Raw genomic sequence first — 12,642 nt, forward strand, 5'->3', positions numbered from 1 at the left:
AATAGAACGCTTGTCCTTTAGCCCTTAATATTGTTTTTAGGGCGCAGTAGACAACAGGGGATTCTGGTGTGCGTTTTGCATGCCATGCCCAAGCGGCGCAACCGCCGCAGTAAGATAGGAATGGATCATATGCGAGCTGTGACCACATTTAACAAAATTGGTGTGACGCTAGCGGGCCTGATGGCTTCGGGTGCGGCATTTGCACAAGACGAAGTTTTGCCAGCTTTGGAAACTAAGGGTATCCCTGTTCAGGATGGCATTGGGTTCCAAGCACCAGCCACTGAATTGATGCGTGACGTGATCTGGTTGGACACGTTCTTGCTGTGGATCATCACAATCATTTCCGTGTTTGTTACGATCCTGCTGTTGATTTGTCTCTTCAAGTTCAACGAGAAGCGCAACAAAACACCAGCAACGTTTACACATAACTCCGCTTTGGAGGTTGCTTGGACTGTTGTTCCGATCATTATCCTTATCGCGATTATCCCACCGTCCCTGACATTGTTGTTCAAACAGCAGGAAATTCCTGAAGCGGACGTGACCATCAAAGCAACAGGCAACCAGTGGTACTGGACCCATGAATATGTGGATCATGATTTCGGGTTTGACAGCTTTATGTTGGCCAAAGACGAACTGGCGGACGCGGGTTACGAACAGGACGAGTATCTGTTGGCAACTGATACAGCGGTAGTTGTACCAACAGGCAAGACCATTGTTGTTCAGGTTACTGGGTCCGATGTGATCCACGCTTGGACCATCCCAGCGTTCGGCGTGAAGCAAGACGCGGTACCGGGCCGTTTGGCGCAGCTGTGGTTCGAAGTCGATGAAGGCAAAGAAGGTATTTACTTTGGCCAGTGCTCAGAGCTGTGCGGTAAAGACCACTCTTACATGCCGATCACTGTGAAAGCCGTGTCCCAAGCGGACTACGACGCCTGGTTGGCCGCAGCCAAGGCGGAATACGCCGAAGGCCCAGCAACAGTGAAAGTTGCTGACGCGAACATGACCAAAGTACTGGAAAACGAAGCAGCAAACTAAGCTGCTTCGTCCCCAATCCGAAAGCCAATGGACGATCCCATGAGCGACGCAACTGCAAATGATTATGGCGATGACAGCCAGTTCGAAGACTACTTCGCACTGCTGAAGCCACGTGTCATGTCGTTGGTGGTGTTCACGGCGGCGGTTGGGTTGTTGGTGGCCCCTGTTGGGGTCAACCCTGTGATTGGGTTTGCATCCATTCTGTTTATCGCATTGGGCGCTGGTGCATCTGGTGCGCTGAACATGTGGTGGGATGCCGATATCGACGCGATCATGAAGCGCACAGTGAAACGCCCTGTGCCTGATGGGCGCGTGACACCCAAGAATGCAATGATCGTCGGCTTGTGGTTGTCTGTGATTGCTGTTGGCATGCTCGCGCTGACGGCAAACTGGTTTGCTGCGGCGCTGTTGGCGTTCACCATCTTCTTTTACGCGGTGATTTACACCATGTGGCTGAAACGCTGGACCCCGCAAAACATCGTGATTGGTGGCGCGGCTGGTGCGTTCCCTCCGATGGTGGGGTGGGCCGTGGCGACAGGTGGCGTGTCTGTTGAAAGCGTGGCGATGTTCATGCTGATCTTTATCTGGACACCGCCGCATTTCTGGGCGCTGAGCCTGTTTATGAATGATGATTACACCAAAGCAGGCGTGCCGATGCTGACCGTGACCCATGGCACACGCGTGACGCGCAACAACATTCTTGGCTATACGGTTGTGTTGTTTGTTGTGGCCATTGCCACAGCCTTTACAGGCATTGGTGGACCGATTTATCTGGCAACGGCCCTGATCCTGAATGTGATGTTCCTGATGGGTGCGGTGAAGTTGTGGAAGCGCACGGATGCTGATGCGGATGGGGATGAATACGGTGCAGAGCGTAAGTTTTTCCGCCTGTCGCTGGTGTATCTGTTCGCGAGCTTTGCTGCCCTGTTGGGCGATGCGGCGCTACGCAAATTTGATTTGCTGAACGCATGGCCGGTGGTGATCTGATGGCGATTAAAGCGGAACATCCTTTGCATGGGCGGCGCAAGCGATCCAACATGTTGTTGGGCGTTGTGCTGGGTGGTTTTGTCGCCTTGGTCTTTGCCATTACAGTTGCGAAGATGATGAACGGGCACAGCATGGAAGCGTTCGATCACACGACACGCTATAGTATTGAGCCGAAAACAGACACAAACGAAGGGGCAAGCGAATGAGCAATCAGGCAAAACCGCAAAACCGTTCCTTGGTGTTTAAACTGGTCACTTTGGTGTCTTGTATGCTGGCTTTGTCGTTTGCGTCTGTGCCGCTGTATGACTGGTTTTGCCGCGTGACTGGGTGGGGTGGGGTGACGAACGTTGCATCTGGCCCAAGTGCAACCGTGTTGGATCAGACCGTAAACATCCGCTTTGACGGATCGCTAGAACGCGGCATGCCATGGACGTTCAAGCCCGTTGTGCGCGAAATGGAAATCAAGATCGGGGAAACAGGATTGGCGTTTTATGAGGCGCATAATCCAACAGATAAACCGATTGCTGGCACAGCCAGTTTCAACGTGTACCCGTATTCAACGGGGACATATTTCAACAAGATTGCCTGTTTCTGTTTTGAAATGCAGGTGCTGCAACCAGGTGAAACTGTGCAGATGCCCGTGACTTTCTTTGTTGACCCTGACATGTTGAACGATAAAGAAGCAAAATACGCAAAGACGATTACATTGAGCTATACGTTCCATGTGACGGATTTGCCCGAAGACGAAGTATCCGCGTTGTCTGACGACACGGATGCGCAAGTAAACTAAGAAGAATGCGATAATAGGGACGAACCACCATGGCGCATGAAAAAAACCACGACTACCACATTTTGCCGCCGAGCATCTGGCCGCTGTTTGGCGCGTTGAGCGCATTTGTTCTGCTGTCTGGCGGGATCTGGTACATGAAAGACCACTCCATGCCATGGATGCTGTTGATCGGCTTTGTCATGGTGCTTTACACCATGTTTGCTTGGTGGTCCGAGGTTGTAGATGAATCCCATGTTGGCGATCACACACCGGTTGTTGTGATCGGTCTGCGGTATGGAGTGATCATGTTCATCATGTCCGAAGCCATGTTCTTTGTGGCGTGGTTCTGGTCCTTCTTTAAGCATGCACTGTATCCGATGGGCCCAGATAGCCCAGCCATTGATGGTGTTTGGCCACCTGCAGGGATTGAAACCTTTGACCCATGGCATTTGCCGCTGATCAACACACTGATCCTGTTGTGTTCTGGCTGTTTGGCCACTTGGGCGCACCATGCGATTGCACATGACAACGACCGTGAAGGCCTCAAAAAGGGTCTGTGGGGCGCGGTGATCTTGGGCGTCATCTTTACGATTTTCCAAGCCTATGAGTACAGCCACGCGGCGTTTGGCTTTGCTGGAAACATTTATGGCGCGAACTTCTTTATGGCGACGGGTTTCCACGGTTTCCACGTTGTGATCGGGACTATCTTCCTCGCGGTGTGTCTGATCCGTGCCTACAAAGGCCACTTTACACCAGAGCGTCATGTTGGGTTCGAAGCGGCTGCTTGGTACTGGCACTTTGTGGATGTGGTTTGGTTGTTCTTGTTTGCAGCCGTGTACATCTGGGGTGGCTAAGGCCAGCCGCCTGTCACGGTTCTGACAGGGATAAGAGTTTAGGGGAGCGCGGGCTGAAGGGTTCGCGCTTTTCCTTTTGCGGGGCTGCATTTGGTGGCCGCATCTGATTTGAGTATTTGGAGACCAAAGAAACATGACTGTTCGAATGATCTTGCCGCTGTTGTTTGGTGTTGTGGGCGTTGCAGTTTTGTTGTGGCTGGGGTTTTGGCAGCTGGATCGGTTGGCGTGGAAAGAAGAGCGTCTGGCCGTGATTGCGGCCAAGATAGCCGCAACGCCCGAGCCGTTGATTGACCATTTCAAATCTACCGCGCCAAAATCTGAAACGAATTACACGCGGGTAAAATTCGAAGGCGTGCTGACCGACAAAGAGGCGCATGTTTTGACATCGGTGAAGTATTCAGGCCCTGGCAGCCAATCAGGACCTGGGTTTCGGGTGCTAAAAGAGGTGGTTTGGAACGGTAAGAACTTTCTGCTTGATCTGGGGTTTGTGCCAGAGGCGCAAAAGAACGATCCGCGGGCCACGGGACCCGTGCGGGTGATTGGCAACATCCTTGACCCTGATGATTATGATGCTTCGTTCACCCCTGACCCCGATTTGGAGGCGAACATCTGGTTCGCGCGGTATTTGCCACAGATGGCCCAAGAGCTGGAGGTTCTGCCGTTTATGGTGGTGGTGGAACAGGCAGAGGTGCTTAAAGATGACGTTTGGGTTCCATTTGATGACGTAACCCCGTTGCCCGTGTCGGTGAATATCCCTAATGATCACCGCGAGTATGCAATCACGTGGTTCTCACTTGCGTTCGTGTGGTTCGGGATGACCTGTTACCTGTTGTGGCGCATTCGGCAAAAAACGGTTTAAGCGATGAAATATATCTCTACTCGTGGGCAAGCGCCCGAGCTGACATTTGAAGAGGCGATGCTGACAGGGTTGGCGCGCGATGGCGGGTTGTATGTGCCGTCCGAGTGGCCAACGTTAAGCCGCGAACAGATTGCTGGGTTTGCGGGTAAACCCTACGCGGATGTGGCGTTTGAGGTGATGAAGCCGTTTGTGGGCGATACGTTCACGGATGCGGAGTTCCGCGAGATTATCGGCAAAGCCTATAGCAGCTTTGCGCATGATGCAGTGTGTCCCGTGAAGCAATTGGATAGCAATCATTTCCTGCTTGAGCTGTTCCACGGGCCGACGCTGGCGTTCAAAGATGTGGCGATGCAGTTGATTGGTCAGATGTTTGAAGTGGCGCTGAAGCGCAGTGGCAAGCGGGTGACGATTGTTGGGGCCACATCGGGGGATACTGGGTCTGCGGCGATTGAAGCGTTTCGAGGCTTGGACGCGGTGGATGTGTTTATCATGTACCCCCATGGCCGCGTGAGTGAGGTGCAGCGGCGCCAGATGACAACGCCTGTAGAAGACAACGTTCATGCGCTGGCGGTCGATGGGGATTTTGATACCTGTCAGGCGTTGCTGAAAGACATGTTCAACGATTTTGAGTTCCGCGATGGTGTGAAGCTGGCGGGTGTGAATTCCATCAACTGGGCGCGGGTTTTGGCGCAGGTGGTGTATTATTTCACGTCTGCCATTGCCATTGGTGCGCCTGAGCGGAAGGTTTCGTTTTCTGTACCGACGGGGAATTTTGGTGATGTGTTTGCAGGCTATGTGGCGAAACGCATGGGGTTGCCGATTGAACGATTGGTGATTGCGACGAACCAGAATGACATCCTGCATCGCACGTTACAGACGGGGGATCACACCAAGACGGGTGTGGAGCCGTCGATCAGCCCGTCGATGGATATTCAGGTGTCGTCAAACTATGAACGGTTGGTGTTTGATCTGTATGACCGCGAAGGCAGTGCGGTGGCGCAGTTGTTTGAGCAGTTGAAAGATGTTGGATCGTTCAAACTGTCCCAAGGGGCGCTGAGCCGAATGGCGGATGAGTTTGAATCTGGGCGGGTGGCCGAGGATGAAACATCTGCGGCGATTGCGGATTTCCACAAGCGCACAGGCGAAGTGTTGTGCCCGCATTCTGCTATTGGGGCCAAGATTGGCGATGAGATGGTTGGCGATGTGGCGATGATTACGCTCGCCACCGCGCATCCTGCCAAGTTTCCAGCTGCTGTAGAAGCCGCCTGTGGGGTGAACCCACCCCTGCCACCGCATATGGCGGATTTGTTTGAACGGGATGAGCGCGTCACGCGCGTTGCGGGTGATTTGGCGGCAGTAGAGGCCGTTATTCGAGAAGGAATACGTGGTTGAGCGTACAGATACACACATTATCCAACGGGTTTCGCGTTGTAACGGAACATATGCCAGGGCTGAAATCAGCAAGCCTTGGGATCTGGGTTGGGGCCGGTGGCCGGCACGAGCGGCCAGAGCAAAACGGCATCGCGCACTTCCTTGAACATATGGCGTTTAAGGGTACGAAAAAGCGGAATGCGTTGCAGATTGCCGAGGCGATTGAAGATGTGGGTGGGTACATCAACGCCTACACCAGTCGCGAGATGACGGCCTATTACGTGCGCGTGCTGGAGCCTGATGTGCCGCTGGCTATGGATGTGATTAGCGATATTGTGCTGAATTCTGTGTTTGATCCTGCGGAAGTGGAAATCGAGCGCGGTGTGATCCTGTCTGAGATTGGGCAATCGCTCGACACGCCAGACGATGTGATTTTCGATTGGCTGCAAGAGGTGTCTTATCCTGATCAACCGCTGGGGCGGACGATTTTGGGACCCGAGGAGCGGGTTCGGTCGTTCACGCGCGACGATTTGCAGGCGTTTGTGGCCGAACAATACACGCCCGATCAGATGGTTTTGTCGGCGGCGGGTGCGGTGGATCACGATCAACTGGTGAAAATGGCCGAAGCCGCGTTTGGCGGATTGCAGCGGCGCGATGCGCGGGTTTTGCAGCCCGCCCTTTACAGTGGTGGAGAGCATCGGGTGGTAAAAGATCTGGAGCAGGCGCATTTTGCCATGGCGTTTGAAACGGCGAGTTATCGCGATGATGAGATTTACACGGCGCAGGTGTTTTCACTGGCGCTGGGTGGTGGCATGTCGTCCCGCTTGTTCCAAGAGGTGCGGGAAAAACGTGGGCTGTGTTACACGATTTATGCGCAAGCGGGGGCCTATGCCGATACGGGCAGTCTGACCATTTATGCCGGCACGTCTGGAACAGATGTGGCGGAATTGTCCACACTGTGCATTGATGAATTGCGCCGTGCGGCGGATGACATGTCAGAGGCCGAGGTGAACCGCGCGCGCGTTCAGATGAAAGCGGGCATGTTAATGGGGCTGGAAAGCCCATCGTCGCGCTGTGAACGGTTGGCGCGGATGGTGATGATTTGGGGGCGTGTTCCATCGCTTGATGAAGTTGTGGCCAAGATTGACAATGTGAACACAAGCGGCGTGGCGGAGTATGCGGCGCGGTTGTGTGCCAAAGGTATGCCGTCGCTCGCACTTTACGGGCCAGTTTCTGAAGCCCCTGACGTTGGCATTTTGGCGGAGCGTTTGGCCGCGTAAATCGTGACATTGCGTTTTGAACATGTGTCCCTTTCGATAGAGGGGCGGGCGGTAATTGGGCCCATTTCACTGTCCCTGAGCGAGCGGCGCATTGGCGTTGTTGGCGTGAACGGTGCAGGGAAATCCAGTTTTATGCGGTTGATGGCAGGGTTGGTGAAGCCCGATGTGGGCCGTGTATTGCTGGATGGGGCAGATGTTTATGCGGATCGCAAAGCGGCACTGCGCGGCATTGGGGTGATTTTTCAAAACCCAGATCATCAAATTTTATTTCCCACTGTGATCGAAGAAATGGCGTTTGGATTGCAGCAGATGGGCGCGGATAAAGCATCGGCGCAGGACCAGGCCCGTGCGGTATTGCGGGATCATGGACGAGATACGTGGGCAGAGCGGAATTGTCACACGCTGTCAGGGGGGCAGCGGCATTTTCTGTGCCTTATGGCCGTGCTGGCGATGGCACCGTCAATGATTGTGTTTGATGAACCCTACGCAGGGCTGGATATCCCAACATCGGCGCAGTTACATCGCGCGATTGAAGCTCTGGATCAGCAAGTGGTGATGATTACGCATGATCCCCGATTGCTCGATGGGTTTGATCGGGTGATTTGGCTGGATGCTGGCAACATCGCTCAGGATGGGCCACCTGCGGAAGTGTTGCCTGTATTTGAACGCGAAATGGCGCGGCGGGCAGCATGTTAGCCCTTTCGATTGAACAGCACAGTTGGGCGCATCGCGTGCCTGTGGGGTGGAAGTTGGCTGCCCTGTTTTGTGCTACTGCGCTGGTGTTTCCACTAACGGATTTGCGCTTGTTGATGGGCTGTGTGGCATTGGCCATCGCGCTATACCTGAGTTTGGGGCGTGCAGCGCTGATGATAGGGGTGGCGGCGTTAAAACCTGTTTGGTGGTTTGTGGTTATTATCGCCCTTTATCATGGAGTTATCGGTGATTTCTCCCGCGGCATGGTGATTGTTGTCAAAATGATCGCGCTGCTGGGGCTGGCAAATTTTGTGACGATGACCAGCCGATTGAGCGACATGATGGATTGGGTGATTTGGGCGCTGGCCCCGTTGCGATTGGTAGGCGTGAAGCCCGAGCGAATTGCGCTTGCTTTTGCCTTGGTGATCCGCTTTATTCCCAGCCTGAACCAACGCGCAAGCGTGTTGCAAGAGGCATGGCGGGCGCGGGCAAAACGGCGTTTGGGCCTGCGGATTGTGGCACCTTTGGTGATATCGGCGCTGGATGATGGGGAAACAACGGCCGAGGCGCTGCGCGCGCGTGGTGGTGTGGAATAAAGGACCAAATTCATGGAACGAAATATCGTTTTTATCGCAGTTTTTGCAGCACTGATTGCCGCGCTAGGGCTGTTGCCTAAAATCACATTAGCAAGCGGCATTCCGATCACGGCGCAAACTATGGGGATTATGCTGGCGGGGACCGTTTTGGGCGCACGTAATGGCGCACTGTCCGTGCTGTTGTTCTTGGGTCTTGTGGCTATTGGTTTGCCGTTGCTGGCAGGCGGGCGCGGTGGATTGGGCGTGTTCACAACCCCTTGGGCTGGTTTTTTGTTTGGGTGGCCCATTGCAGCGTTTGTGACTGGGGCTGTCATGCGTGCCACGTGCGCAATGCCCGTGAGTTTGGCGGCGGTTTTCGCCTCAGTGGTTGGCGGCATCGGATCGCTGTATCTGATCGCAGTGCCGTATTACATGGTGATGACGGGTACGGGATTGATGGGTGGAATTGCCACTGCGATGGTGCCGTTTTTGCCAGGTGACTTTGCCAAAGCGATTGTGGCGGGTTTGATCACGGCTGCGATTTTCCGCGCGCGCCCTGCGGTTTTGATGTCCCGTTAAACCCGCAACAACAGGGCGCTGCCGATGCCGCCAGCGGCGGCGATGGCGGCGATGCCTGTGCCGCCATTTTGCAATTCGTAAAACAGGCGCACGGCGTTAATGGCCCCAGATGCGCCGATAGGGTGGCCCCGTGCCAACGCACCGCCCCCACGATTCATAGTTGCGGGATCAAGCTGTGCGCCGCGTTGGCAGGCGATGGCTTGCACGGCGTAGGCTTCCATAATTTCAGAAGTGCTTAGATCATTTGGGGTGAGGTTTGCCGATTGCAGCGTGTGTTTGATCGCAGCGACTGGGGCTGTGGCGGGCGTTTCAGGGGCTGCGCCAAGGGTGATCCCGCCGACGACTTCTGCGGGGTTTGCACCAGTACAACGGGCAGCGGTTTCTGCATCCACAATCAGGACAAAGGCGGCGGCGTCTGCTTTGATTGCGGTGTTTGCCGCTGTGAGCATACCTGTGATCGGCGTGGCGCGGGCAGTGGTTTTTGTGGTGAGATTGCGGGTGAAGGCATCGGTGGTGAGCCCTGCGGTTGGGACGATTTCACGGCTTAAATCGAAGGCGCGGGCTTTGGCGTGGCTTTCGATAGCAAAGGCGTCTTGTTCATCGCGCGTGATCCCGAGGGTTTGGGCCAATTGCGCGGCGCTGTCATGTAGATCTGGATCGCGGTTTGGCCATGGGGTGAAGGGCGGTCGGTCGTATGGTTCTGGGCCGTTTGGGGATTTACGGGCCCGTATCGGACGCATGGAATGGCTTTCGGCGCCTCCTGCCAGAACGGCGCGGGCGGCGCCAGATTGCACCATACGTGCGCCAAGCAGAATGGCATCAAGGCCACCGGCACATTGGCGATCTATGCTGAGACCTGCGATGGTTTCGGGCAGACCTGCGGCAAGTGCGGCCAATCGAGCAGGGTTACCGCCGCCATAAAGCGCGTTCGCAAGGATCACGTCTTCTGGTGGGATTGGGCAGTGGTCAATGCAGGCCTGTAGCACTGGTGCGGCGAGGTCATGGAGCGAGATATCCGCGAACGCGCCACCTTCTGGGGCAACGGGTGTGCGATAGGCGGCGATGATATAGGCAGGTTTCATGACACCCCCTTTGACAAGCTGGGGTAATCGGTTTTGCCAGAAGACAAGGTGGGAAGGCTTGGTACGGTGCGCTGGGTTTTGAGCAGCGGATGTTTTGGAACGTCTGTGGTCGTGAACCCGTGCAGGACATGACCGCGCAAGGGATCGGGCAGGGCGATCACCGCGGCGTTTTTTGCGCCTGACTGTATCAGTTGGGATTCGATGTCATCAAGGGACACGGATTGATCCGCGATGGTAACGATGCGATCTATGCGCCCCTTCAGGGTGAGAAAACCGTCAGTGTTTAAGGAACCAAGTTCGCCCACTGTAAGCCAATCGCCCCGCCAAACAGTGTGGGGGGCAGAGCCTTGCGCGTAATGGTCAAACAACATAGGAGAGCGCACCCAGACTTGGCCAGTTTGATCGGCGGGACACAGTGCGCCGCTGGGGGTTCGGATTTCGATTTCTGCCCCTGGGAAGGCTGTGCCAACGGAGCCAGTCGGAGCAGATGGCGAGGCGAGGGTGATAAAGCTTGTTTCTGCCGCGCCGTAAAATCGTGTGACCGTGGCGTTGGGAAAACGGGATGCCACATGGGCCTGAGTTGCGATATCCATTGGGCCACCGCCAACAATAACATGATTTACGCTGTGTACCGTCGTGCGGATCGTACGCAGTTGTGTGGGCGTTGCGTAAAGATGGGTTATGGCATGTGATCCGAGATCGCTGCCGCCAATCAAGTGCATTTTCGCGCCAGTGACCAATGCTTCGACCGTAGCGTAGAGAGTGAGGGAATGCGACAAATCCCCAACACTCGCCACCTGTGATGCGGGGGTGAGGGACAGATGCGATTGAAGGATGCGAATGGAGTGAAGCCAGCTGTTGGTGGATCGGCGGATCAGTTTGGGCGCACCCGTTGTGCCGCCTGTGCGGGTGAAAAATGCTCCTGCCGTATCTGGCGCAGTGTTGGCAGCGCCGATGACGGGGGACTGGCCTTTTGCAATAGCGTTAAAGAATCCAGCCAGTGCGATGTGCGGCGTGTCAGGATCATTTGTGCGTGCCGCGGGGATGTCAGTCGCCAATCGTGCGGTGGTGGTGCCCGATTTATCGCGTAACGTTGCAAGGGGATGCCAAGTGAAGCTGTTCATGGGCGCGGTGTACTTCGGTGCTGCGAAAGGCTCAAGCGGTGACGGTCTATGGTAGGCCAATGAAGTGTAAAAACGGTTTTAAACTGGGCGCGAGTGATTTAAGAGCAACCCGACCCAGATCAGAGGAGTGTCCCGCATGTTTTCCAACAGCTTTACCGACAAAGAGACTATGGCCGAATTGGCGGCGAAAATGTTGCTGGAAATTGAGGCGGTGAAGTTTCGCGCGGATGAACCTTATACGTTTGCTTCCGGGCTCGCGTCCCCTGTGTACATTGATTGCCGCAAGCTGATTTCTTACCCTGCAATTCGTCAGGCGCTGATGGACTTCGCGGTGGCCACACTGTACCGCGATGTTGGGTTTGACCAGTTTGATGCGGCTGCGGGCGGCGAAACGGCAGGTATTCCGTTTGCGGCGTGGATTGCAGACCGGATGAACCTGCCCATGCAATATGTACGCAAAAAGCCCAAAGGATATGGGCGCGATGCACAGATTGAAGGGGATATTTCCGAAGGCCAGCGCGTGTTGTTGGTGGAAGATTTGACCACCGATGGCGGTTCAAAGTTGCGCTTTGCCGAGGCAATCCGCAAAGCAGGCGCACATTGTGATCACACATTGGTGGTGTTCTATTACGACATCTTTAAGAATACCCATGAAATGCTGGCCGAGAATGGGCTGAAACTGCATTACCTCGTCACTTGGTGGGATGTTCTGAAGGTGGCCCGCGCTGAGGGTAAATTTGATGCGGCCACGCTCGATCAAGTGGAGGCGTTTTTGAATGCGCCGCTGGAATGGTCCAAAGCAAATGGCGGTGTTTATGAGCTGCCGTCAGCGGGTTAAGCGCCGATTCACCCCTTGGTACGAGAGCATTTTCCCCGCGCGGTGAAGTCGTCGTGAAATCCAAGTGGTTTCGCGTAAATCAGCAAAAGGTTTTTCTTTTTTAAGAATGTGCCTTTGTATTGCATTATTACTTCATCGCCCGATGAACTGCGCAAACGCCCCGTTTTCCATATGAAAATGGCCCGTTTGTCTGTGTTCACGCGCAACGGAACCGTGGGGGCCGTTTTGGCCGAATGGAGCGTATACGGATCGGCAACCGTTACGCTTTTTTGTGCTACGTCCAATTCAAATTGAACCGACTCTGGAACCCAGCCGTTGGTTTGTTTGGCATTGATTTTACAAAAATAAGACTGAGCCTGCGCAACGGTTGGCAGAGCCAAACAGATCAGGATTGCGGTGGTTTTAAGGGCGGTGGAATTGGCGAAAGTCATTATTGTAGGATCATTTTTCTCAATCATAGATGAAAAAGCTTAGGGCGCTATACCTCCTAGCACAAGGAGAAGTTGAATGTTTCGCAAGTGCCAAGAAAACTGTGGATAACGCGATGATTTCTGGGGATGACTTTGGAAAAGTCCAAAGTTTTTCTTTACATGAGG

The 12,642-nt window shown here is 54.6% G+C and carries 15 protein-coding genes; 12 read left to right on the top strand and 3 right to left on the bottom strand.

The window, feature by feature from the left end; translation table 11 throughout:
* Positions 1-120 precede the first annotated feature (120 nt).
* The 11 genes from coxB (at position 121) to QBD29_RS06240 (ending at position 9,002) form a co-directional block, all read left to right on the top strand.
* Positions 121-1,035, top strand: a complete 915-nt coding sequence (coxB, locus tag QBD29_RS06190) for a cytochrome c oxidase subunit II (protein ID WP_280100438.1) — start codon at positions 121-123, stop codon at positions 1,033-1,035.
* Positions 1,036-1,074: 39 nt separating this feature from the next.
* Positions 1,075-2,022: a heme o synthase gene (gene cyoE, locus QBD29_RS06195; protein WP_280100439.1), complete on the top strand. Its 948-nt coding sequence runs from the start codon at positions 1,075-1,077 to the stop codon at positions 2,020-2,022.
* Positions 2,022-2,228 (top strand): hypothetical protein, encoded by a 207-nt coding sequence (locus QBD29_RS06200; protein WP_280100440.1) that lies wholly within the window; start codon positions 2,022-2,024, stop codon positions 2,226-2,228. Before cyoE ends, QBD29_RS06200 begins: the two co-directional genes overlap by 1 nt.
* Entirely contained in the window at positions 2,225-2,812 is a 588-nt protein-coding gene (locus QBD29_RS06205) for a cytochrome c oxidase assembly protein (protein ID WP_280100441.1), read from the top strand. Before QBD29_RS06200 ends, QBD29_RS06205 begins: the two co-directional genes overlap by 4 nt.
* A 29-nt stretch (positions 2,813-2,841) precedes the next feature.
* Positions 2,842-3,645 carry a cytochrome c oxidase subunit 3 gene (locus QBD29_RS06210; RefSeq protein WP_280100442.1) on the top strand — a complete coding sequence of 268 codons (804 nt, stop codon included), beginning with the start codon at positions 2,842-2,844 and terminating at the stop codon, positions 3,643-3,645.
* Positions 3,646-3,778: 133 nt separating this feature from the next.
* Positions 3,779-4,504, top strand: coding sequence for an SURF1 family protein (locus tag QBD29_RS06215; RefSeq protein WP_280100443.1), 726 nt, complete (start codon positions 3,779-3,781; stop codon positions 4,502-4,504).
* Positions 4,505-4,507: 3 nt separating this feature from the next.
* Positions 4,508-5,896: a threonine synthase gene (thrC, locus tag QBD29_RS06220; protein ID WP_280100444.1), complete on the top strand. Its 1,389-nt coding sequence runs from the start codon at positions 4,508-4,510 to the stop codon at positions 5,894-5,896.
* Positions 5,893-7,155 carry a pitrilysin family protein gene (locus QBD29_RS06225; RefSeq protein ID WP_280100445.1) on the top strand — a complete coding sequence of 421 codons (1,263 nt, stop codon included), beginning with the start codon at positions 5,893-5,895 and terminating at the stop codon, positions 7,153-7,155. The genes thrC and QBD29_RS06225 overlap by 4 nt, the downstream gene beginning before the upstream one ends.
* A 3-nt stretch (positions 7,156-7,158) precedes the next feature.
* Positions 7,159-7,851 carry an ABC transporter ATP-binding protein gene (locus tag QBD29_RS06230; RefSeq protein ID WP_280100446.1) on the top strand — a complete coding sequence of 231 codons (693 nt, stop codon included), beginning with the start codon at positions 7,159-7,161 and terminating at the stop codon, positions 7,849-7,851.
* Entirely contained in the window at positions 7,845-8,444 is a 600-nt protein-coding gene (locus QBD29_RS06235; protein WP_280100447.1) for an energy-coupling factor transporter transmembrane protein EcfT, read from the top strand. The genes QBD29_RS06230 and QBD29_RS06235 overlap by 7 nt, the downstream gene beginning before the upstream one ends.
* A 12-nt stretch (positions 8,445-8,456) precedes the next feature.
* Complete coding sequence (locus QBD29_RS06240; RefSeq protein ID WP_280100448.1) at positions 8,457-9,002, top strand: biotin transporter BioY; 546 nt, start codon at positions 8,457-8,459, stop codon at positions 9,000-9,002.
* On the opposite strand, the gene QBD29_RS06245 is transcribed toward QBD29_RS06240, so the two are convergent.
* Complete coding sequence (locus QBD29_RS06245) at positions 8,999-10,084, bottom strand: thiolase family protein (protein ID WP_280100449.1); 1,086 nt, start codon at positions 10,082-10,084, stop codon at positions 8,999-9,001. The genes QBD29_RS06240 and QBD29_RS06245 overlap by 4 nt on opposite strands.
* Complete coding sequence (locus QBD29_RS06250; RefSeq protein ID WP_280100450.1) at positions 10,081-11,208, bottom strand: AMP-binding protein; 1,128 nt, start codon at positions 11,206-11,208, stop codon at positions 10,081-10,083. The genes QBD29_RS06245 and QBD29_RS06250 overlap by 4 nt, the downstream gene beginning before the upstream one ends.
* A 136-nt stretch (positions 11,209-11,344) precedes the next feature.
* Between QBD29_RS06250 and QBD29_RS06255 the strand changes: the two genes are divergently transcribed.
* Entirely contained in the window at positions 11,345-12,046 is a 702-nt protein-coding gene (locus QBD29_RS06255) for an orotate phosphoribosyltransferase (RefSeq protein WP_280100451.1), read from the top strand.
* Between the two features lie 8 nt (positions 12,047-12,054).
* Here the strand turns inward: QBD29_RS06255 and QBD29_RS06260 are convergent, their stop codons facing one another.
* Positions 12,055-12,477 carry a hypothetical protein gene (locus tag QBD29_RS06260; protein WP_280100452.1) on the bottom strand — a complete coding sequence of 141 codons (423 nt, stop codon included), beginning with the start codon at positions 12,475-12,477 and terminating at the stop codon, positions 12,055-12,057.
* Positions 12,478-12,642 lie beyond the last annotated feature (165 nt).

Source organism: Amylibacter sp. IMCC11727, assembly GCF_029854195.1.
Lineage (GTDB): Bacteria > Pseudomonadota > Alphaproteobacteria > Rhodobacterales > Rhodobacteraceae > Amylibacter.

Excerpts from the sequence above, each read along its gene's own strand:
- coxB (WP_280100438.1), top strand. The coding sequence starts at position 121 with ATGGATCATATGCGAGCTGTGACCACATTTAACAAAATTGGTGTGACG.
- cyoE (WP_280100439.1), top strand. The coding sequence starts at position 1,075 with ATGAGCGACGCAACTGCAAATGATTATGGCGATGACAGCCAGTTCGAA.
- QBD29_RS06200 (WP_280100440.1), top strand. The coding sequence starts at position 2,022 with ATGGCGATTAAAGCGGAACATCCTTTGCATGGGCGGCGCAAGCGATCC.
- QBD29_RS06205 (WP_280100441.1), top strand. The coding sequence starts at position 2,225 with ATGAGCAATCAGGCAAAACCGCAAAACCGTTCCTTGGTGTTTAAACTG.
- QBD29_RS06210 (WP_280100442.1), top strand. The coding sequence starts at position 2,842 with ATGGCGCATGAAAAAAACCACGACTACCACATTTTGCCGCCGAGCATC.
- QBD29_RS06215 (WP_280100443.1), top strand. The coding sequence starts at position 3,779 with ATGACTGTTCGAATGATCTTGCCGCTGTTGTTTGGTGTTGTGGGCGTT.
- thrC (WP_280100444.1), top strand. The coding sequence starts at position 4,508 with ATGAAATATATCTCTACTCGTGGGCAAGCGCCCGAGCTGACATTTGAA.
- QBD29_RS06235 (WP_280100447.1), top strand. The coding sequence starts at position 7,845 with ATGTTAGCCCTTTCGATTGAACAGCACAGTTGGGCGCATCGCGTGCCT.
- QBD29_RS06240 (WP_280100448.1), top strand. The coding sequence starts at position 8,457 with ATGGAACGAAATATCGTTTTTATCGCAGTTTTTGCAGCACTGATTGCC.
- QBD29_RS06245 (WP_280100449.1), bottom strand. The coding sequence starts at position 10,084 with ATGAAACCTGCCTATATCATCGCCGCCTATCGCACACCCGTTGCCCCA.
- QBD29_RS06250 (WP_280100450.1), bottom strand. The coding sequence starts at position 11,208 with ATGAACAGCTTCACTTGGCATCCCCTTGCAACGTTACGCGATAAATCG.
- QBD29_RS06255 (WP_280100451.1), top strand. The coding sequence starts at position 11,345 with ATGTTTTCCAACAGCTTTACCGACAAAGAGACTATGGCCGAATTGGCG.
- QBD29_RS06260 (WP_280100452.1), bottom strand. The coding sequence starts at position 12,477 with ATGACTTTCGCCAATTCCACCGCCCTTAAAACCACCGCAATCCTGATC.